Below are 19,648 nucleotides of genomic sequence, written 5' to 3'. Positions count from 1 at the left end.
ACCTTAACCGAATCCAGCCCAGCATGCCGACCGCCTACTTCAGCCATCCCGCCTGCCGCCGCCACGACATGGGAGGCGGCCACCCTGAATGCCCGCAGCGCCTGGACGCCATCGAAGACTGGCTGTTGGCGAGCAGCATCGACTTGGCGCTGGAGCGGCACGAGGCAGAGCCGGCGCGGCTCGCTGACCTGGAACTGGCCCACACCCACCGCTACGTGGCCGAGCTGAGCGAGCTGCTGCAAGGCCTGGCCGCGAGCGGCGAATCACGCGCCGTGGACCCCGACACCGTGGCCGGCCCGCATACGTGGGCCGCCGCACTGCGCGCCGCCGGCGCCGCCGTGCAGGCCACCGACCTGGTGATAGACGGCAAGGCGGACAACGCCTTCTGCGCCGTGCGCCCGCCCGGCCACCATGCGACGCGCGACCAGAGCATGGGCTTCTGCTTCTTCAACAACGTGGCCGTGGCGGCCCGCCATGCACTGGACGTGCGCGGCCTGAAGCGTGTGGCCATCGTGGACTTCGATGTGCACCACGGCAATGGCACGGAAGACATCATTGCCGGCGACGAGCGCGTGCTGATGGTCAGCATCTTCCAGGACCCGCTCTATCCCTACAGCGGCGCCGTGCCCAAGGGCGAGAACATGGTCAACCTGCCCATCCCGGCCTACACCCGGGGCGGCGAGGTGCGCGAGATGATCGAAGCCCAGTGGATGCCGGCGCTGGAGGCCTTCCGGCCCGAGATGATCTTCATCTCGGCCGGCTTCGACGCCCACCGCGAGGACGACCTGGGCCAGCTCGGCCTGGTCGAGGCCGATTACGAATGGATCACCCAGCGGGTGATGAGCGTGGCCGAGCGCCATGCCAAGGGCCGCATCGTCTCCTGCCTGGAGGGTGGCTATGCCCTCGGCGCGCTGGCCCGCAGCGTCGGCGTGCACCTACGCACGCTGGCCGGTATCTGATTTCCCTCCTGCCCCCCTGTTTCTTGTCTCGATGAATCAACCGCTCAGCATGAATGAGCTGCAAGAGCTTCTTGCGGCCCTGCTCAAACCCGCCGCCCTGACCGAGCTGGCCTCGCTGCTGGCCTGCCTCGGCCTTGCCTGGCTGATCGTCTGGCGCGTGGCCAGTGCCCGCGCGGCCAACCAGCAGCGGCCGCTGTCGGTGCTGTTCGGGCGCCATGTGATCGATGGCGTGCTGTTCCCGGCCCTGGCCTTGCTGCTGGCCTTTGGCGCGCGGCGCCTGCTCATCCACTTCGGCGTGCACCTGGCCTTGTTCAAGCTGGCCATTCCGGTGCTGGTGTCGCTGCTGGCGATCCGCTTCACCGTGCGGGTGCTGACGGTGGCCATGCCCGAATCGACGGGCATGCGCCTCGTCGAGCGATTTGTCTCCTGGGTGGCCTGGCTCGGCTCCATCATCTGGATCACCGGCTTGTGGCCAGACCTGCTGAAGGAGCTGGAGAGCTATGCCTGGAAGATAGGCGGCAAGCCGGTCACGCTGCTGGACATGCTGCAGGGCGGCCTCGCGGCCACTGTGGTGCTGGTGCTGTCGCTGTGGATCTCCTCGGTCATCGAGGCGCGGCTGATGCAGAGCAGCAGCATCGATTTGTCGATGCGCAAGATCGCGGTCAGCCTGACGCGTGCGGCCCTGCTCTTCGTCGGCATGCTGGTGGCGCTGTCGGCCGCTGGCATTGATCTCACGGCCCTTGGCGTGCTCGGCGGTGCGCTGGGCGTGGGCATTGGCTTTGGCCTGCAGAAGCTGGCGGCCAACTATGTGAGCGGCTTCGTCATCCTGGCCGAGCGCAGCTTGCGCATTGGCGACATGGTCAAGGTCGACGGCTTCGAGGGCCGCATCAGCGACATCAAGACCCGCTACACCGTGATCCGCGCACTCAATGGCCGCGAGGCCATCGTGCCCAATGAGACCCTGATCACCACCCGCGTCGAGAACAGCTCGCTGGCCGATCCGCAGGTGCTGCTCAGCACCGTCGTGCAGGTGGCCTATGGCTGCGATGTGGAGCAGGTGATGAAGAGCCTGGCTGCCGCCGTGGCCAGCGTGCCGCGCGTGCTGGCCACGCCCGAGCCGGGCGTGCAGCTCAGCAACTTCGCGGCCGATGGTCTGGAGCTCACGGTCACGTTCTGGATCGGTGATCCGCAAAACGGCCAGGGCGGCGTGCGCTCGGACGTCAACCTCGCCGTGCTCCGGACGCTGCAAGGCCTCGGCGTGGAGATTCCCTATCCGCAACGGGTCTTGCATCAGGCGGCGAGCGGCTCCTAGACTGCGGCAAACACGCAGGGAGACCAGCATGCGCAATGCCGTGCGGCGGTGGGTGGGAGCGATGGCCGTGCTGGCCTTGATGGTGCCGGCCGCACAGGCCGTGACGCTGCGGCTCTGCACCGCCGACAGCTCCTTCTATCCCTACACCCTGCCGGACGGCAACGGTCTGTTCCAGCAGGCGGTGCGGGCCGCCGCGCGCGAACTCGATCTGCAGGTGGACAACCGCATCGCCCCGCGCGCCCGCTGCCTGCAGGACACGAGGAGCGGTCAGGCCGACGCCTTGGTCGGCATCTACGCGCCCGAGCGCAGGGCCTGGCTGGCCTATCCGATGCGCGGCGAGCCGCCGCAGCCCGATGCCGAGCGCGGCCTCGGCGCGGTGCGCTTCCTGGTCTACCGCCGCATCGGCAGCCCGGTGAGCTGGGACGGCCAGCGCTTCCTGCAGGTGGGCGACGAGCCGGTGGGTGTGCAGTTCGGCTTTGCCTATGGCGTGCCGCTGGACCGGCTCGAGGTGCTGATCGACGACAAGGCCACCTCGGCCGACCAGCTGTTCGCCAAGCTGGACCGGGGTCGCATCGCCGCCGTGGTCATGCAGGAGGCGCAGGGCCGCCAACTGCTCGCCCGTCAGTACGGCGCCCGCATCGAGCCGCTGGAGACGCCGTTCAACGTGCTGCGCTTCTACCTGATCGTCAGCCGCGACTTCCAGTCCCGCCATCCGGAGCTGGTGAACAAGCTCTGGCGCAATCTGGGCGCGCAGCGCCCGGCCGGGCGCTAGGCGCTTCGAAGGACCGGCGGCCGCCGTGCGGCTGCGGCTGCGGGCGCGCACAAATGCCCGCGTTCGCGATGCTGTCATGTGCCCTCAAGGCCGCAGCTCACTAGCATTGCCGCGCATCGCAGTTCAGCGGGAGAGCAAAATCATGGGTTTCATGCAAAGAGTGATGGTGTCGCAGCTGGTGCCGGCGGCACTGGTGCTGGTACTCGGCGCCGTGGTGGGCTTGGGCACGTCCAGCCTGGAGACGCGCCTCGGCGACTACTTCAGCCGGCAGGACGCCCTGGCCAGCGAGGTGGCCGAGATGTACGCCCAGGGCCTGCAGATGGGCCAGGCGCTGCGCAATGTGGCGCTGGACTCGGCCAACAAGAAGGCCTACGAGAACCTGGACAACGCCGCCAAGGCCTATGACAAGGCGGCGCAGGGCGCCACCGCTGCAGCCGGCGACGAGCACAAGAAAAAGCTGGCCGCCATGGTCGACATGCGGCGCAAGCTGGCGCAGGTGCAGGCCGAGGTCGTGGCCCTGGCGCCGCAGGACGGCGCAGCGGCCGTGCAACTGATCAACAAGCAGGAGACGCCTGCCTGGCGCGAGCTGCGCGGCGAGCTGCTGGAGCTGAAGAAGAGCAGTGCGGCCGACAAGGAAGCGGCCCGCGTGGAAGCCGGTGCCGCCATGGGCAAGGCGCGCGCCTGGGTGCTGGGCCTGGTCGCCCTGTGCCTCGCAGTCTGTGCCTTCCTTTTCCTGCAGCTGCGGGCCTCGATGCGCCGAGAGCTGGGCGGCGACCCGGCCCTGGCCCGCGAGGTGCTGGAGCGCGTGGCCGCCGGTGACCTGCTGGCCGAGGTGCCGGTGGCCGCGGGCGATCAGCACAGCATGATGTTCTCGCTGGCGCGCACGCGAGATTCGCTGCGCTCGCTGGTGTCCGACGTGAACCAGAGCGCCCAGTCCATCACCGGCGCCACCGGCGAGATCGCGGCCGGCAACCAGGACCTGTCCAACCGCACCGAGCAGCAGGCCAGCAGCCTGCAGGAAACCGCTGCGTCGATGGAGCAGCTCGCCTCCACCGTGCGCCACAACGCCGACTCCGCGGCCGAGGCCAGCAACCTGGCCAACCGTGCCAGCGGCGTGGCAGCCGAGGGCGGTGCCGTCGTGCAGCAGGTGGTGCAGACCATGGACGCGATCAGCGCGCAGAGCCGCAAGATCTCGGACATCACCTCGGTGATCGACTCCATCGCCTTCCAGACCAACATCCTGGCCTTGAACGCGGCCGTCGAGGCGGCGCGTGCCGGTGAGCAGGGCCGTGGCTTTGCCGTGGTGGCGAGCGAGGTGCGCTCGCTGGCCCAGCGCAGCGCCCAGGCGGCCCGCGAGATCAAGAGCCTGATCGCCGAGAACGTCGAGAAGGTCGAGGGCGGCAGCCAGCAGGTGCAGCAGGCCGGCCAGACCATGGCCGAGCTGGTACAGCAGGTGCAGCGCGTCAGCAGCCTGATCGGCGAGATCTCGGCGGCCACGCGCGAGCAGAGCAGCGGCCTGTCCCAGGTCAGCCAGGCCGTGGGCCATCTCGACGAGGTGACCCAGCAGAACGCCGCTTTGGTCGAAGAGAGCACGGCTGCCGCCATGAGCCTCAACGAGCAGGCCGCGCGCCTCGGCGGCCTGGTGGGCGTATTCAGGGTGCGCTGAGCGCGCTGCGCTTAGAAGTCCGCGTCCAGCACGATGCGGTAGCGCGCCTTGCCGGCGCGCAGGTGGTCCAGCGCTTCGTTGACGCGGCTCATGGGGAAGCGCTCGACCTGGGGCAGGATCTGGTGCCGCGCGGCGAAGTCCAGCATCGTGGCCAGGAGGCGCGGCGAGGGCGTGGGCGAGGCCGAGAGGCCGCGCTGCCAGGAGAGCAGGGCACCGCTCTTGAGCTGCAGCTTGTCGGTCACCACACCCACCAGGTGCAGGCGGCCCTTGGGCGCCAGCGTGCCAATGAGCGCGTCCCAGTCCAGGCTGGCGCCCACGGTCACCAGGAGGAAGTCCAGCGAGCCGGCGGCGGCTTTCAGCTCGGCCTTGTCGATGCTCGAGACCGTGCGGTGCGCACCGAGCGACAGCGCCTCCTCGCGCTTGCTCGGCGACGAGGTGAAGGCCGTGACCTCGCAGCCCCAGGCCCGCGCGAACTTGACGGCCAGATGGCCGAGGCCACCGATGCCGACCACGCCGACGCGGTCGGTCGGCTTGATTGAGTTGATGACGAAGGGCAGGAAGACCGTGCCGCCGCCGCACATCAAGGGGCCGACGGCCGCTGGGTCGAGGCCCTCGGGAATCGGCACGGCCCAGCTCCAATGCGCGCGCAGGCGGTCGGCAAAACCGCCGTGGCGGCCGATGATGGTGGGCTGGCGCTGGTTGCAGAGGTTTTGCTCGCCGCCCAGGCAGAAGTTGCAATGGCTGCAGCTGGCCGTGTGCCAGCCTATGCCCACGCGCTGGCCGACCTGGCGGCCCTTGGCGTGGGGCCCTACGGCGGTGACGATGCCCACCACCTCATGGCCGGGCACGACCGGGTAGTTCGTGGGGAACCATTCGCTCTCGATCATGGCGAGGTCGGAATGGCAGATGCCGCAATGCTCGACGCGGATCTCCACCTCCTCGTCGCCGAGCGGGCCTGCCTCGTAGCTGTAGGGCTGCAGCGGCTGGTCCTTGGCATGGGCCGCCCAGGCCTGGATTTGGGTGTCGCTCATCGATGGCTCCTCGCCGAGAAAACAATGCCGGCCATTGTGGCCGGCATCGTGCAGCAGCAGGGTCGCCTGCGTGTCAGAGCGGGCCTCAGCGCTGGCCGGCCGGGCGTGCCGGCAGCGAAGCGAGGTAGAGCCGCAGCGCGCCCAGGTCCAGGTCGTTCAACTTGCCGAAGGACTCGAAGGGCATGACGGCGATCTTCGTGCCGTCGGGCCGCTGGCCGCTGCGCATCATGGCGCTGAAAGAGGCCGCATCCGGGTAGCGGCCCATGGCACTGCCTTCGCCCGGTGTGAGGTTGGCCGCAGCCGGCCAATCGGGCGGGCCCCCGGGGACCTTGCCGCCCGAGAAATGCTCGCCATGGCAGCCCACGCAGGTCGTGGCGATGTAGCGGCCATGCTCGGGGGTGAGCGCTTCCGGCACCGGTTGCTGCACCGGCAGCGCGTGGTCGATCTTGGCGGCCGCATCCTGGATCAGGCCGAGGCCGTAGAGGATGCGCACCGGCGGCGGGATCTTGATCTCCACGCCCGTGCCGCCTGCCGCAGGCAGCGACTGCACATAGCCGACCAGGGCCGCGAGGTCGGCATCGGTGAGCCGGTTGTAGTCCTCGCTCGGCATGATGAAGGCGGGCCGGCCATCGGGCTTGACCCCGTGGCGCAGGATGCGGTCCCAGTCCTCCGGTCGGTAGGCCTTGGCGGCGCCGCCCGTGCTGATGTCGGGGCCCTTGACGCGCATGTCCGGGCTGTCGATGAAGGCTCGGCCCGCCCCCGTGGCGCCATGGCATTCGGCGCAGCCCCGGGTCTCGTACAGGTAGCGGCCCCGTGCCAGGTCGCTGGACGCCGTGATCGGGTAGGGCTTGACCTCGACGACGCGTTGCATGCGCCGCTCGCTCTGCCAGAACCCGAAGGCGGCCACGGCCACCATCAGCAAAACCAGGCCGATCACTGCCGTCAGGCTGCGCTTGATCCAGGGCTGCATCGCGTACTCCCGCTTGCAAAGGCGGCGCGAGTATAGGAGCGGTCCTATGGACCCAGCCATAGGCGAATTGCCCACCCCCTAAAGCAAAGCCGCCCGAAGGCGGCTTGCGTGAGTGGTGGGGACTCAGGCCTGCACGACCGGGATGCCAACCGGCTTGCCGGCAGCGATCTTCTGCTGCCACTCGGCCGGGCCGGTGATGTGGGCGCTGGTGCCGCCGGCATCGACGGCTACCGTCACCGGCATGTCGACCACGTCGAACTCGTAGATCGCTTCCATGCCGAGATCGGCAAAGCCGACGACCTTGGCGGCCTTGATGGCCTTGGAGACCAGGTAGGCCGAGCCGCCCACGGCCATCAGGTAGGCGCTCTTGTGCTTCTTGATCGACTCGATGGCGACCGGGCCGCGCTCGGCCTTGCCGACCATGGCGATCAGGCCGGTCTCTGCGAGCATCATCTCGGTGAACTTGTCCATGCGCGTGGCCGTGGTCGGGCCGGCCGGGCCCACCACTTCGTCGCGCACCGGGTCGACCGGGCCCACGTAGTAAATGATGCGGTTGGTGAAATCCACGGGCAGCTTCTCGCCCTTGGCCAACATGTCCTGAATGCGCTTGTGGGCAGCATCGCGGCCGGTCAGCATCTTGCCGTTGAGCAGCAGGGTCTGGCCCGGCGTCCAGCTGGCCACTTCGGCCGGGGTCAGCGTGTTGAGGTCAACGCGCTTGCTCTTGTTGTAGTCGGGCGCCCAGTGCACGTCGGGCCAGAGGTCGAGGCTCGGCGGCGTCAGGTAGCTGGGGCCGCTGCCGTCCAGCACGAAATGCGCATGGCGGGTGGCCGCGCAGTTCGGGATCATGGCGATGGGCTTGCTGGCCGCGTGCGTCGGGTAGGTCTTGATCTTGACGTCCAGCACCGTGGTCAGGCCGCCGAGGCCCTGCGCGCCGATGCCGAGGGCATTGACCTTCTCGTACAGCTCGATGCGCATCTCTTCGAGCTTGTTCTGCGGGCCGCGCTGCAGGAGCTCGTACATGTCGATGTCGTCCATCAACGATTCTTTTGCCAGCAGTGCCGCCTTCTCGGCCGTGCCGCCGACGCCAATGCCCAGCATGCCCGGCGGGCACCAGCCGGCGCCCATGGTGGGCACGGTCTTGAGCACCCAGTCGACGATGTTGTCGCTGGGGTTCAGCATGTAGACCTTGCTCTTGTTCTCGGAGCCACCGCCCTTGGCCGCGACGGTCACGTCCAGCGTGTTGCCCGGCACGACTTCCATGAAGACCACGGCCGGCGTGTTGTCCTTGGTGTTCTTGCGCTCGAAGATCGGGTCTGACAGCACCGAGGCGCGCAGCTTGTTGTCCGGATCGAGGTAACCGCGGCGCACGCCTTCGTCGACGGCTTCCTGGATGGAGCCGGGGAAGCCTTCCCAGCGCACGTCCATGCCGATCTTCAGGAACACGTTGACGATGCCCGTGTCCTGGCAGATCGGGCGGCGGCCTTCGGCGCACATGCGCGAGTTGGTCAGGATCTGGGCGATCGCGTCCTTGGCGGCGGCGCTTTGCTCACGCTCATAGGCGCGGGCCAGGTGGGCGATGTAGTCGGTGGGGTGGTAGTACGAGATGTACTGCAGGGCAGCGGCGACGCTGTCGACCAGGTCGGCGTACTTGATCGTGGTGGTGCTCATCGTGAATACCTCAGGAATCGATGCGGGAAGTGTAGGCAGGCAGCATTGCCCATGCCTGACGCAGTGCTTGTTCGTTCAGTGCTTGTGCTCGTCCGCGCCATGGCTGGCGCTCAGCAGGCGGTCGGTGTAGGCGATGGCCATGGCCGACAGCAGGAACACGACGTGGATGACCGTCTGCCACAGCAGCACCTTCTCGGTGTAGTTGTCGGCATTGATGAAGGTCTTGAGCAGGTGGATGGACGAGATGCCGATGATGGCCGTGGCCAGCTTGACCTTAAGCACGGAGGCGTTCACATGGCTCAGCCACTCCGGCTGGTCAGGATGGCCTTCGAGGTCCATGCGGGAGACGAAGGTCTCGTAGCCGCCGACGATGACCATGATCAAGAGGTTGGAGATCATCACCACGTCGATCAGGCCGAGCACGACCAGCATCAGCACGGTTTCGTTGAGTTTGGTGAGAGGCTCGTAGCCCGTGATGTTGCCGAGCGCATCCTTGATGGGCGCCGCCTTGTAACCAATGCTCTTGACCAGGGTGGCCAGCGCGTCCTGGTTGCCAAAGGCGGCCTCGACCAGATGCACGAGTTCGGTCCAGAACTGGAACACATAGACCGCCTGCGCCAGTATCAAGCCCAGGTACAGCGGCAGCTGCAGCCAACGGCTGGCAAAGATCAAGCGGGGCAGGGGGCGCTGGGGGCTGGGAGAGCTCATCGGCAGGGTCCGTTACGAGGGGGTTTCAAGAGTCCCGCCGATTCTAGGTGGAGCCCTGGATGGTCATTCTTCACGGTTAGAGTAAGCGGTTCGTCAGAGACGACACGCAAAGTGCGCAGCAGTCCGCATTCAAATCCCCCGAGGAGACAAATTCATGAGCGAGCTCAAGAAGTACCCGCCCAGCGCGGCCTGGATGGCCGAAGCCCATGTGAAGGGCCCTGCTGGCTACCAGGCCCTGGTGGCCGAGGCCGAGGCCGATCATGAGGCCTATTGGGGGCGTCTGGCGCGCGAGCTTTTGAGCTGGAAGAAGCCCTTCACGAAAGTGCTGAACGACAGCGATGCGCCGTTCTTCAAGTGGTTCGAAGACGGCCTGCTCAACGTCTCCTACAACTGCCTGGACCGCAACATCGAGGCCGGCCTCGGCGACAAGACGGCCATCATTTTCGAAGCCGACGATGGCTCGGTCGACAAGGTCTCCTACAGCCAGCTGCTGGCCAGGGTGAGCCAGCTGGCCAATGCGCTGAAGGCGCGCGGCGTCAAGAAGGGTGACCGTGTCGTCATCTACATGCCGATGTCGGTCGAGGGTGTGGCCGCGATGCAGGCCTGCGCTCGCATCGGCGCCACGCATTCGGTGGTGTTCGGCGGCTTCTCGGCGCAGTCGCTGCGCGACCGCGTGCAGGACGCCGGCGCGGTGATGGTGATCACAGCCGACGAGCAGCAGCGCGGTGGCAAGTCGCTGCCCCTGAAGTCCATCGTCGACGAGGCGCTGGCCGACAACAGCTGCCCCACGCTGAAGGACGTGATCGTCTACAAGCGCACCGGCGGCAACATCGCCTGGGTGGCCGGCCGCGATTTGTGGCTGCATGAGCTGACCGCCTCCCAATCCACCAGTTGCGAGCCGGAATGGGTGGAGGCCGAGCATCCGCTGTTCCTGCTCTACACCTCGGGCTCGACCGGCAAGCCCAAGGGCGTTCAGCATAGCACCGGCGGCTACCTCCTGCACGCGGCGCTAACGACCAAGTGGACCTTCGACCTGAAGCCGAACGATGTGTTCTGGTGCACGGCCGACATCGGCTGGGTGACCGGCCACACCTACATCAGCTATGGCCCGCTGGCACTGGGTGGCACCGAGGTCGTGTTCGAGGGCGTGCCGACTTATCCGGATGCCGGCCGCTTCTGGCAGATGATCCAGAAGCACAAGGTCACCATCTTCTATACGGCGCCGACGGCGATCCGCTCGCTGATCAAGGCCGCCGAAACCAACGAGGCCGTGCACCCGAAGAACTACGACCTCTCGAGCCTGCGCCTCTTGGGCTCGGTGGGCGAGCCCATCAACCCGGCCGCCTGGGAGTGGTACCACCAGCATGTGGGCGGCAGCAACTGCCCCATCGTCGACACCTTCTGGCAGACCGAGACCGGTGGTCACATGATCACGCCGCTGCCTGGCGTCACCACCCTGGTGCCGGGCTCCTGCACCTTGCCCTTCCCGGGCATCACGGCCGCCATCGTCGACGAAACCGGCAATGATGTGCCGAACGGGCAGGGCGGCATCCTTGTCGTCAAGAAGCCTTGGCCTTCGATGATCCGCACGATCTACGGCGACCCGGAGCGCTTCAAGAAGAGCTACTACCCGAGCGAGCTGAAGGGCTACTACCTTGCGGGCGATGGCGCGATCCGTGATGCCGAGACCGGCTACTTCACGATCACCGGCCGCATCGACGACGTGCTGAACGTCTCGGGCCACCGCATGGGCACGATGGAAATCGAATCGGCCCTGGTCAGCTGCACGGAGCTGGTGGCCGAGGCGGCCGTGGTGGGCCGCCCCGACGACACTACCGGCGAGGCCATCTGCGCCTTCGTGGTGCTGAAGCGCCCGCGCCCCAGCGGCGACGAAGCCAAGGCCATCGCCAAGCAGCTGCGCGACCATGTGGCCAAGGAGATCGGCCCCATCGCCAAGCCCAAAGACATCCGCTTCGGCGACAATCTGCCCAAGACCCGCTCGGGCAAGATCATGCGGCGTCTCTTGCGCTCGGTGGCGAAGGGGGAGTCGGTGACGCAGGACACGAGCACCCTTGAGAATCCGGCGATCCTTGAGCAGCTCGGTCAAGCATATTGATCGGTGTTGCATGAGCAGAAAAGCAGGCCCTACGGGGCCTGTTTTCATGTCAAGCCCCAAATTCGCTTTCCATTGCTTGCAGCTTGGCCTGTAAGTTTGTGTTCCAGTACGGTCCATGGAATTTGATGAAGACGAAAAGGCGCGCAACCGGCGTGTTTTTCTGGCCCGCCTGGGCGCGTTGGCCGGCTCGGGTGCGCTGAGTGCGTGTGGTGGTGGCGGTAGCAGCGCAGCAGCCGTGCCCAGCCCGACTCCGGCGCCAGCGCCCACGCCGGCTCCGACGCCTGCACCCACGCCTGCTCCCACACCGGCGCCGACCCCCGCACCCACGCCCGCACCCACCCCGGCACCGACGCCAGCACCCGCGCCTGCTCCGACACCGGCCCCCACGCCCGCGCCAACGCCCGGCCGCGTCAAGCCAGACCCCTTGCCGCCCGCCGTGCCGCCCAGCGTGCCCAGTGCCATCGCGGCCTATGTGCCTGGCCCGGGGCAGAGTGCCAACATCAGCCTCAACGACCTGTCGTCCTTCAACCCTTGCCCGGCCAACAACTGCTGGTACTCGGGCTCCACCAAGCAGTCGGCTGGCTGGCGCAACTGGACCGGCGCGGCCTTTGCGCCCGGCTTTTCACCCCATGGCGCGTTGATCTTCTACGGTGGCGGCCATGGCGGTGGCAATGACAGTGGCCTTTACCTTTTCGACTTCACGACGGGCAAATGGTCGCGTGTCGGGCCAGCCATGCCGGCGACCAGCTATCTTGCCTCCGATGAAATGACCGGCCTGGATCCTCAGTTCTACGACTATCTCCATGAAGGCAGCTACATCGTCCCCGGCCTGCACACCTACAACTACCCGGCCTATGTGCCGCCGGGCGTGTCGGGCAGCGGCGCCAAGGGCTCCTGGGTGTTGCCTCAACTGATAGGCGGCAGCACCTCAGGCGCCAAGCCGCATGCGGTGGACCTGGCCAGCGGTGTCTGGTCGCGCTTCGCCACCGGCACCGGTGCCAGTGCCCAGTCGCCCTATGCCGGCAGCATCGAGGACACGCGGCGCCAGCGCCTGTGGTGGGCCGCCATGGAGCAGCCGACGATGAACATGCTGGACTGGACGCAGTCGCACCCGCGCACCATCCAGTCCTTCGCTGTGCAACCGGCCGGCAATGTCTATGCCTTCGGCGGCTATTACGCGCGCCATGTCTACGTGGCCGAGACAGACATGGCCGTCGGCTTCTGGTGCCAGTACGGGCAGACGGCGGTGCTCGGCGAGGTGCTGGACTTCAGCAGCGGACGCCCCGTGCGCATGGCCGGCAACCGTTGGCCGGCCATGACGGTGCGTGGTGCCGGCTTCGGTGTGGACTGGTGCGGCGTCACGCAGGCCTTCTACATCTACGAGGGTTACGGCGCCAACCGCGTGCTCAAGCTCACACCGAGCAGCCTCGAGTTCCATGAGTGCAACTGGACCTGGAGGGAAGAGCCCTTTGCCAACGCCGCCTGGGAGACGCCGCCGCCGGGCGACGACCGAGGGGGCGCCCAGGCGCTTTCACGCTGGCGCTACATCCCCTGGCTGCGCTGCTTCGCCTGGAGCGACGGGCCGGGCTACAAGGCCTTGTGTGCCGATGGCATGGTCCATGACGGCGTGATGCAGCTGTGGCGGCCGCTGGGAACCTGACGATGACGAAGATAAGAGCAACGCGGTCCGGCCGGCGCGACTTTTTGCGGCTGATGTCCGGCAGCCTGGGGGCTGCCACGCTGAGCGCCTGCGGCGGCGGAGGAGGAGGGGCTGCGCCCACGCCAGCCCCTGCTCCTGCCCCCACGCCAGCACCGGCGCCCACACCCGCCCCCACGCCGGCGCCGACGCCTGCTCCTACGCCGGCCCCTGCACCGGCGCCAACGCCGGCCCCAGCCCCAGCCCCAGCCCCAGCCCCTTCGCCGGTCGGCGCCATGCAGTTCAGCCTGCAGGCACCGAGCGCCGGCACGCATCCGTTCACGCTGGGTTTTGCCTTCCGCGCTGGCGATGTGCCAGCCGGCCAGGTGCCGGTGCTTTCGATCGCGCAGAGCCAGTGCGTGGTCAAGAACCGCTGGCCGGACGGCAGCGCCAAGTTCGCCGTCGTGTCGGGTCGCTGCAGCCTGCAGGCCAACCAGGCCTCGACGCTGAGCTTCACGGCCCAGGCGCCGACTGCGGCGGCCACGGACCTGGGGCTGGCCGAACTCAAGGCCACGGGCCTGAGCGCCAGCATCGACGCCGGCAGCCTGGGCTCGGCCGCCTGGTCGGGCAGCGACTGGGACAGCCCCTTCCTCGCCTGGGTGGCCGGGCCCGAGATGTCGTCCTGGATCTACCGCAAGCCGGTGGGCAGCGATGCCCATCTGGTGGCCTGGCTGGAAGTGCGCCTGTATGCCGGCGGTGCCGTGGAGGTCCTGCCCTGGATTGAGAACGGCTACATCCGCGTGGCCGGATCAACCAACAAGAGCGCCAGCTACAACTTCAGCCTGGGCGGCAGCAGCCGCTTCAGCCGCAGCATCGATCTGCCCCACCATTGCCGCACGCCGCTGCTCGATGGCGCCGGGCTTTCACACTGGCTGGGTAGCGATCCGCAGGTCAGCGTGCGGCATGAACCGCTGTACTTGCAGTCGACGCGCCTGGTGCCCAGCTACTCGGCCACGGTGCCGGCCACGGCCGCCGCCGTGGCGCGCCTGCCCGCCACGTTCACGCCGCTGCAACTGGGCGGCTTCACGGCCGGCATGAGCACAGCGGGCTATCAGCCCACCATCGGCCTGCTGCCGGAATGGGACGTTCTGTACTTCTGCACCGAAGCGCCGGGGCTCTGGGCCGGCTTGCAGCGCAACGGCTACAGCGCCGGCCGCTGGAGCATCCATTACCGCGACGAGAAGACCAACCGCCCGCTGCTGTTCAGCAGCTACCCCAAGACCAGCCTCAACGCCTCGACGACGGACGATCATCCGGTGGCCGGCAGCGGCACGGCCGCGCCGGCCTGGGCCATCTCGCACCACCCCTCAGTCGGCTTCCTGGCCTACCTGGTCAGCGGGCGCTGGTTCTTCATGGAGCAGCTGCAGTTCGCGGCCACCTACAACTACCTGAACAATGTGGATGGTGGCCCCTACCCGAACCGCAATGGCAGCGCGGGGCTGTTCAAGTCCAATGCCGGGGCCAACACCGTGCGTGGCGCCGCCTGGGCGGTGCGCACGCTGGCCCAGGCCGCCAGCCTGACGCCGGATGCCGACACCGCGCTGCGGGCCGAGTTGATCCGCTCGCTGGAAGCCAACATCGACTTCAATCACGCCACCTTCGTGGCTCAGCCCAATCACCCGTTCGGTATCGTCACACCCTATGGCGACGCCTATGGAACGGCCACCGATGGCAAGGTCACGGAGGCGGCCTGGATGCAGGACTTCTACACCGCAGCCTACGGCTACACGCTGGCAATGAATCCGTCGATCAGCGAGGCGGCGCGCACGCGGCTCGGGGAGTTTTTCGCCTGGAAGGCGCGCAGCATCGTCGGCCGCTTCGGCGGTACCGGCGCGAGCGAGTGGCTGTACCGCGATGCGGGTGTCTACAACATGGTGGTGGCGCTGGTCGATCTGCCCGACTGGGATGGGGGCAAAGGCCCTTGGCCCGCCAGCATGGGCGCGCTGTACGACGCCACCTTCAGCGCCGGCCTGCCGGGGCCGCGCAGCGAGGGCGATCTGCGCGGCGGCAACTACCCCGAGTCCACCAGCTACTGGGGCAATCTGCAGCCGGCCCTGGCCTATGCAGTGGAGCATGGCGCCTCCGGCGCGCAGGCGGCCTACGACCGCATGCGCGCGGCCTCGAACTGGGGCCAGATCGCGACCGACTTCAACGCCAACCCGGTGTGGTCCGTGCGCCCTCGGCGCTGAGCTGCGCCCACAAAAAAGGCCGTGCTGAGCACGGCCTTCTTGTCATTGCGGCGAGTGCCGCGAGCCTCACTTGATCGACAGCACCCAGGTGGCCAACTGCTTGGCTTCGGCCTCGGTCACCTGAGCGTTCGGCGGCATGCCCATCGGGCCGCCGAAAACGATCTTGCCGGGCACGCTGCCCTTGAGGATGCGTTCGGTCAGGTAGGCGACCGCATCCTTCTGGCCTTTGTACTTGGCGGCCACATCCTTGTAGGCGGGGCCGACAACCTTCTTGTCGACCTGGTGGCAGCTCATGCAGTTTTTCTTCTGTGCCAGGTCCGCGTTGGCGAAGGCGGCGGGGGCGGCCAGCAGGCTGGCGGCGAGGGCAATCAGGCAGGAGGAGCGCTTCATGATTTCCTTTCGGGGGAGGGTGATCGTTCTGGACTACAGTCTGCCCAGAGAAAGAACTGCGAACGATTGTATGCACGCGTCAGCGCCGATGCAGCGCAGTTCAGCAGGGGAAAGAACATCATGTTGTTTATCGCTATCGGCGTGCTCGGGATCGTGCTGAAGCTGATCGGCTTCGGGCCGGTCGAGCACATCAGCTGGCTCTGGATCCTGTCACCCTTTGGTCTGGCCGCCGTCTGGTGGGCCTGGTCGGACAGCAGCGGCCGCACCCAGCGGCTCGCCATGGACCGCCTGGAGCAGCGCAAGGAAGCGCGGCGCCAGAAGCAGATGGAAGCGCTGGGGCGCGGCGACGAGCAATCGCGCCGCAAGTGAGCCGCTACCTGCCTTCGCGCCTTATTCGAAGCGGTCCAGCACCGCGCCCGAGCTGGCGCTCGACGCGTTCTTGGCGAACTTGGCCAGCACGCCTCGGGTGTAGCGCGGCGCCGGCTTGACCCAGGCGGCGCGGCGCTTGGCGATCTCGGCCTCGCCGACATTCAGCTGCAGCAGCAGCTGGTGGGCGTCGATGGTGATGGAGTCACCTTCCTGCACCAGGGCAATGGTGCCGCCTTCGTAGGCCTCGGGCGCCACGTGGCCGACCACCATGCCCCAGGTGCCGCCGGAGAAGCGGCCATCGGTGATCAGGCCCACGCTCTCGCCGAGGCCTTGGCCGATCAGTGCGCCGGTGGGGGCCAGCATCTCGGGCATGCCCGGGCCGCCCTTGGGGCCGAGGTAGCGCAGCACCATGATGTCGCCGGCCTGGATCTGCTTGGCCATGATGGCGGCCAGCGCCGATTGCTCATCTTCGAACACGCGGGCCGGGCCGGTCATCACCGGGCTCTTCAGGCCGGTGATCTTGGCCACGCAGCCTTCGGGCGAGAGGTTGCCGCGCAGGATGGCCAGGTGGCCTTGCGCGTAGATGGCCTTCTCGACGGGGCGTATCACTTCCTGCTCGGCGCCGAGATCCGGCACCGAGGCCAGGTTCTCGGCCACGGTCTTGCCGGTGATGGTGATGCAGTCGCCATGCAAGAGGCCGTGCTTGAGCAGCTCCTTCATCACGGCCGGCACGCCGCCGGCCTTGTGCAGGTCCACGGCCAGGAAGCGGCCGCTGGGCTTCAGATCGCACAGCACCGGGATCTTCTTGCGCATGCGCTCGAAGTCATCGATGGTCCAGTTGACCTCGGCCGCATGGGCGATGGCCAGGAAGTGCAGCACGGCATTGGTGGAGCCGCCGGTCGCCATGATCACGGCCACCGCGTTCTCGATCGCCTTCTTGGTGACGATGTCGCGCGGCTTCAGGTCGGCCTTGACCGCCTCGACCAGGACCTCGGCCGCCCGCTTGGTGTTCTCGACCACCTCGTTCTCTACGTTGGACATCGAGGAGGAGTAGGGCAGGCTCATGCCCAGGGCCTCGAAGGCCGAGCTCATGGTGTTGGCCGTGTACATGCCGCCGCAGGAACCGCTGCCGGGGATGGCGCGCTTCTCGATCTGGCAGAAGTCTTCCTCGCTCATCTTGCCGGCGCTGAACTGGCCCACGGCCTCGAACACGCTGACGATGTTGAGGTCCTGACCCTTGTAGTGGCCCGGCTTGATCGTGCCGCCGTAGATGTAGATGGCCGGCACATTGGCGCGCAGCATGCCCATCATGCCGCCGGGCATGTTCTTGTCGCAGCCACCGATCACCATCACGCCGTCCAGCCACTGGCCGCCGACGCAGGTTTCCACGCAGTCGGAGATCACCTCGCGCGAGACCAGGCTGTACTTCATGCCCTCGGTACCCATGGCCATGCCGTCGGAGATGGTCGGCGTGCCGAACAGCTGGGCATTGGCACCAGCGGCCTTCAGGCCGATGACGGCGGCGTCGGCCAGCTTCTGCAGGCCGGAGTTGCAGGGCGTGATCGTGGAGTGGCCGTTGGCGATGCCGATCATCGGCTTGCCGAAGTCGCCTTCCTCGTAGCCCATGCCGTAGTACATGGAGCGGTTCGGGGCGCGGGCAACGCCCTCGGTGATGTTCTTGGAGCGGCGGTTGTAGCTCATGGCGTGCGGCTTTCAGCTGTGGACAGGCGGCAGTATCCCGGCCGGCGATCTGCTGATCAAATATATTCTTTGGCCTGGATTGATTCGCGGGAGGTATCAATGATCGAGCTGCGCAGCCTGCGCCAATTCGTCGCCGTGGCCGAGGAGCTGCATTTCGGAAGGGCTGCCGAGCGCCTGCACATGACCCAGCCACCGCTGACCATGGCGATACGCAAGCTGGAGGCCGAGCTCGGCGCGGCGCTGTTCGAGCGCACCAGCCGCTCGGTGGCGTTGACACCGGCCGGTGCGGCCTTGCTGGCGCCGGCCCAGCGCCTGATTGCCGAGAGCCTGGCGCTGGCGCCGCTGGTGCAGGCGGCGGCGCAAGGCCAGCGCGGCCGGGTGCGCCTCGGCTTTGTCTCGACGGTGGGCTATGGTGAATTGCCGCGCTGGCTGCGGGCTTTCCGCGAGCAGCATGCCGAGATCGAGCTGAGCCTGCGCGAGGCCACGCTGGACGTGCAACTGCGCGAGTTCGCCGCCGGCGACCTGGACGCAGGCTTCATCATCCATGCGCCCGGCGCCTTGCCGGCCGGTTTCGAGGCGCTGACGGTGGCGCGCGAGCCCCTGGTGCTGGCCATGAGCGCCGAGGAGCCGCTCGCCGCTCGCCAGCGCCTCGCCGCCAAGCAGGTGCTGGCTTTGCCGCTGGTGATCTTCCCGCGCGAGATCGCGCCATCGCTGTTTGATGCGGTGCTGGCCTTCTACCGCGACCATGGCGCCACGCCGCGCATCGTGCAGGAGGCCATACAGATGCAGACCATCGTCAACCTCGTGTCGGCGGACATCGGCGTGGCCTGGGTGCCCGAGGGCCTGATGGGCTTGCAGCGCAGCGGCGTCGTGTACAAACGGGTCCGCGACGCGGCACCGGTGTGCGAGACCAGCTTGATCTGGCGACCCGATGCCGCACCGGCGGTGCAGCGTTTTGTCGCTCATGCGAAATCGCAGCTGCGGTCGCAGGAGCAAGTGTCCAAAGTCAGTCGGAGGGCTCGGTAGTTTCCCGGGCAACGACGGAGGGCGAAGGCCGTTGAGTCACGGCAAGAAAACAAACCGGAGGAGAAAACCCTGATGAACCACAGCAGATGCCGAAGGAGCGCGCTGGCAGCGTTGCTGGGCCTGGCCCTGGGAACGGCGCAGGCGCAATTCAAGGACGCGCAGCTGCAGTCGCTGCTCGATTCGGGCAAGACCCTGGAGCTGGAGCGTGTGGCGCAGGCGCGGCTGGCAGCCAAGGCGGGCGACGCCGAGGCCATTGCGGCCCTGGGCCTGGTCGCCATGAACCTCGGTGAAGAGAAGAAGATCGATGTGGCCGTCAACCGGCTGGAGCAGTGCACGGGCAAGCAGTCGCCGTCAGCGCTCTGTCACTATGTGCTGGGCTCGCTGGCGGGCACGCAGGCCATGAATGCCAGCGTGTTCCGCATGCCCTCGCTGGCCGGCAAGTCGCGTGACAACCTCAAGCGAGCGGTCGAGCTGGACCCTCAGCTCTACGAAGCGCGCGAGGCCTTGCTGCAGTACTACCTGATGGCGCCGGGCATCGTGGGCGGCGGCGTCGACAAGGCCCAGACCCTAATTGCGGAATCCGAGAAGCTCAACCCGGAACATGCCAAGTTCCTGCGCGCCAAGCAGGCCTCGGCCGACAAGCAGTGGGCCGTGGTCGAGCGCGAGCTGGCGGCGGTCAAGCCCGGCCAGGACCTGGAGCTGCGCAAGATGCTGCGCAAGTCCTGGTCGCAGCTGGGAGCGGCGCAACTGAGCGCCAAGCAGGCCGATTCGGCCCGTGCCACGTTCGAGCGCCTGCAGCACGACTTCCCCGAGCATGCGGCCGGCCCCTATGGCCTGGCCCGCGTGCTGACCGAGCAGAACAAGCCCGACGAAGCGCTGGCGCTGCTGGAGCGCGCCCGCGGCCTCGAGGGAGGCGCGACCTACCCCATCGACTACCGCCTGGGCCTGGCCTGGCTGGCCAAGGGCGACAAGGCCCAGGCCAGGGCAGCGCTGCAACGCTACGTGGCTGACAAAAGCGCCAACGCGCGCAACCTGGAAGACGCGAAAAAGCGCCTGGCCGAGCTGGGCTGAAGGC

General features: G+C 67.5%; 16 protein-coding genes. 10 read left to right on the top strand and 6 right to left on the bottom strand.

Translation table 11 applies throughout. The features are described from left to right. Positions 1 to 23: 23 nt before the first annotated feature. The 4 genes from J7U46_RS02855 to J7U46_RS02840 all read left to right on the top strand — a co-directional run bounded on the left by J7U46_RS02855 (position 24) and on the right by J7U46_RS02840 (position 4,709). On the top strand, positions 24 to 959 hold the full coding sequence (locus J7U46_RS02855; protein ID WP_282823316.1) for a histone deacetylase family protein: 936 nt from the start codon (positions 24 to 26) through the stop codon (positions 957 to 959). A gap of 49 nt (positions 960 to 1,008) precedes the next feature. Next, the gene (locus tag J7U46_RS02850) at positions 1,009 to 2,271 is read left to right on the top strand and encodes a mechanosensitive ion channel domain-containing protein (RefSeq protein WP_282823315.1); all 1,263 of its coding nucleotides are present in this window, start codon (positions 1,009 to 1,011) and stop codon (positions 2,269 to 2,271) included. A gap of 28 nt (positions 2,272 to 2,299) precedes the next feature. Continuing rightward, positions 2,300 to 3,043: a hypothetical protein gene (locus tag J7U46_RS02845; protein ID WP_282823314.1), complete on the top strand. Its 744-nt coding sequence runs from the start codon at positions 2,300 to 2,302 to the stop codon at positions 3,041 to 3,043. A 142-nt stretch (positions 3,044 to 3,185) separates the two neighbouring features. Further along, complete coding sequence (locus J7U46_RS02840) at positions 3,186 to 4,709, top strand: methyl-accepting chemotaxis protein (protein WP_282823313.1); 1,524 nt, start codon at positions 3,186 to 3,188, stop codon at positions 4,707 to 4,709. An 11-nt stretch (positions 4,710 to 4,720) separates the two neighbouring features. On the opposite strand, the gene J7U46_RS02835 is transcribed toward J7U46_RS02840, so the two are convergent. From J7U46_RS02835 to J7U46_RS02820, 4 genes are all read right to left on the bottom strand, one after another. Then, a complete protein-coding gene (locus J7U46_RS02835; protein WP_282823312.1) occupies positions 4,721 to 5,740 on the bottom strand; it encodes an NAD(P)-dependent alcohol dehydrogenase in 1,020 nt (339 codons plus the stop codon). 85 nt (positions 5,741 to 5,825) lie between these two features. Continuing rightward, positions 5,826 to 6,710 carry a c-type cytochrome gene (locus tag J7U46_RS02830; RefSeq protein ID WP_282823310.1) on the bottom strand — a complete coding sequence of 295 codons (885 nt, stop codon included), beginning with the start codon at positions 6,708 to 6,710 and terminating at the stop codon, positions 5,826 to 5,828. Between the two features lie 123 nt (positions 6,711 to 6,833). Continuing rightward, complete coding sequence (locus tag J7U46_RS02825) at positions 6,834 to 8,378, bottom strand: fumarate hydratase (RefSeq protein ID WP_282823309.1); 1,545 nt, start codon at positions 8,376 to 8,378, stop codon at positions 6,834 to 6,836. Between the two features lie 75 nt (positions 8,379 to 8,453). Next, positions 8,454 to 9,086 carry a TIGR00645 family protein gene (locus tag J7U46_RS02820; RefSeq protein ID WP_282823308.1) on the bottom strand — a complete coding sequence of 211 codons (633 nt, stop codon included), beginning with the start codon at positions 9,084 to 9,086 and terminating at the stop codon, positions 8,454 to 8,456. A 154-nt stretch (positions 9,087 to 9,240) separates the two neighbouring features. Between J7U46_RS02820 and acs the strand changes: the two genes are divergently transcribed. The 3 genes from acs (at position 9,241) to J7U46_RS02805 (ending at position 15,087) form a co-directional block, all read left to right on the top strand. Beyond that, complete coding sequence (gene acs, locus J7U46_RS02815; protein ID WP_282823307.1) at positions 9,241 to 11,202, top strand: acetate--CoA ligase; 1,962 nt, start codon at positions 9,241 to 9,243, stop codon at positions 11,200 to 11,202. A 115-nt stretch (positions 11,203 to 11,317) separates the two neighbouring features. Next, positions 11,318 to 12,862 (top strand): hypothetical protein, encoded by a 1,545-nt coding sequence (locus J7U46_RS02810; RefSeq protein ID WP_282823306.1) that lies wholly within the window; start codon positions 11,318 to 11,320, stop codon positions 12,860 to 12,862. Positions 12,863 to 13,134: 272 nt separating this feature from the next. After that, positions 13,135 to 15,087: a hypothetical protein gene (locus tag J7U46_RS02805; protein ID WP_282823305.1), complete on the top strand. Its 1,953-nt coding sequence runs from the start codon at positions 13,135 to 13,137 to the stop codon at positions 15,085 to 15,087. Positions 15,088 to 15,153: 66 nt separating this feature from the next. Here J7U46_RS02805 and J7U46_RS02800 read toward each other — a convergent pair whose 3' ends face one another. Further along, positions 15,154 to 15,477, bottom strand: coding sequence for a c-type cytochrome (locus tag J7U46_RS02800; protein WP_282823303.1), 324 nt, complete (start codon positions 15,475 to 15,477; stop codon positions 15,154 to 15,156). 120 nt (positions 15,478 to 15,597) lie between these two features. On the opposite strand from J7U46_RS02800, the gene J7U46_RS02795 reads away from it, so the two are divergent. Next, positions 15,598 to 15,846: a TIGR04438 family Trp-rich protein gene (locus J7U46_RS02795; protein WP_282823302.1), complete on the top strand. Its 249-nt coding sequence runs from the start codon at positions 15,598 to 15,600 to the stop codon at positions 15,844 to 15,846. Between the two features lie 21 nt (positions 15,847 to 15,867). Here J7U46_RS02795 and ilvD read toward each other — a convergent pair whose 3' ends face one another. Continuing rightward, entirely contained in the window at positions 15,868 to 17,547 is a 1,680-nt protein-coding gene (gene ilvD, locus J7U46_RS02790; protein ID WP_282823301.1) for a dihydroxy-acid dehydratase, read from the bottom strand. A gap of 99 nt (positions 17,548 to 17,646) precedes the next feature. Here ilvD and J7U46_RS02785 point away from each other — a divergent pair, with 99 nt between their 5' ends. Further along, positions 17,647 to 18,573, top strand: coding sequence for a LysR family transcriptional regulator (locus J7U46_RS02785; RefSeq protein ID WP_282823300.1), 927 nt, complete (start codon positions 17,647 to 17,649; stop codon positions 18,571 to 18,573). Between the two features lie 72 nt (positions 18,574 to 18,645). Continuing rightward, entirely contained in the window at positions 18,646 to 19,644 is a 999-nt protein-coding gene (locus J7U46_RS02780) for a tetratricopeptide repeat protein (RefSeq protein WP_282823299.1), read from the top strand. Positions 19,645 to 19,648 lie beyond the last annotated feature (4 nt).

It is taken from the genome of Pelomonas sp. V22 (assembly GCF_030014915.1).
Taxonomy (GTDB): Bacteria; Pseudomonadota; Gammaproteobacteria; order Burkholderiales; family Burkholderiaceae_C; genus JAUASW01.
Note: the sequence above shows the minus strand (reverse complement) of the source record. Positions and strands in the feature narration are given on the sequence as shown.

Excerpts from the sequence above, each read along its gene's own strand:
- ilvD (WP_282823301.1), bottom strand. The coding sequence starts at position 17,547 with ATGAGCTACAACCGCCGCTCCAAGAACATCACCGAGGGCGTTGCCCGC.
- J7U46_RS02855 (WP_282823316.1), top strand. The coding sequence starts at position 24 with ATGCCGACCGCCTACTTCAGCCATCCCGCCTGCCGCCGCCACGACATG.
- J7U46_RS02835 (WP_282823312.1), bottom strand. The coding sequence starts at position 5,740 with ATGAGCGACACCCAAATCCAGGCCTGGGCGGCCCATGCCAAGGACCAG.
- J7U46_RS02810 (WP_282823306.1), top strand. The coding sequence starts at position 11,318 with ATGGAATTTGATGAAGACGAAAAGGCGCGCAACCGGCGTGTTTTTCTG.
- J7U46_RS02850 (WP_282823315.1), top strand. The coding sequence starts at position 1,009 with ATGAATGAGCTGCAAGAGCTTCTTGCGGCCCTGCTCAAACCCGCCGCC.
- J7U46_RS02820 (WP_282823308.1), bottom strand. The coding sequence starts at position 9,086 with ATGAGCTCTCCCAGCCCCCAGCGCCCCCTGCCCCGCTTGATCTTTGCC.
- J7U46_RS02780 (WP_282823299.1), top strand. The coding sequence starts at position 18,646 with ATGAACCACAGCAGATGCCGAAGGAGCGCGCTGGCAGCGTTGCTGGGC.
- J7U46_RS02785 (WP_282823300.1), top strand. The coding sequence starts at position 17,647 with ATGATCGAGCTGCGCAGCCTGCGCCAATTCGTCGCCGTGGCCGAGGAG.
- J7U46_RS02840 (WP_282823313.1), top strand. The coding sequence starts at position 3,186 with ATGGGTTTCATGCAAAGAGTGATGGTGTCGCAGCTGGTGCCGGCGGCA.
- J7U46_RS02805 (WP_282823305.1), top strand. The coding sequence starts at position 13,135 with ATGCAGTTCAGCCTGCAGGCACCGAGCGCCGGCACGCATCCGTTCACG.
- J7U46_RS02845 (WP_282823314.1), top strand. The coding sequence starts at position 2,300 with ATGCGCAATGCCGTGCGGCGGTGGGTGGGAGCGATGGCCGTGCTGGCC.
- J7U46_RS02800 (WP_282823303.1), bottom strand. The coding sequence starts at position 15,477 with ATGAAGCGCTCCTCCTGCCTGATTGCCCTCGCCGCCAGCCTGCTGGCC.
- J7U46_RS02825 (WP_282823309.1), bottom strand. The coding sequence starts at position 8,378 with ATGAGCACCACCACGATCAAGTACGCCGACCTGGTCGACAGCGTCGCC.
- J7U46_RS02795 (WP_282823302.1), top strand. The coding sequence starts at position 15,598 with ATGTTGTTTATCGCTATCGGCGTGCTCGGGATCGTGCTGAAGCTGATC.
- acs (WP_282823307.1), top strand. The coding sequence starts at position 9,241 with ATGAGCGAGCTCAAGAAGTACCCGCCCAGCGCGGCCTGGATGGCCGAA.
- J7U46_RS02830 (WP_282823310.1), bottom strand. The coding sequence starts at position 6,710 with ATGCAGCCCTGGATCAAGCGCAGCCTGACGGCAGTGATCGGCCTGGTT.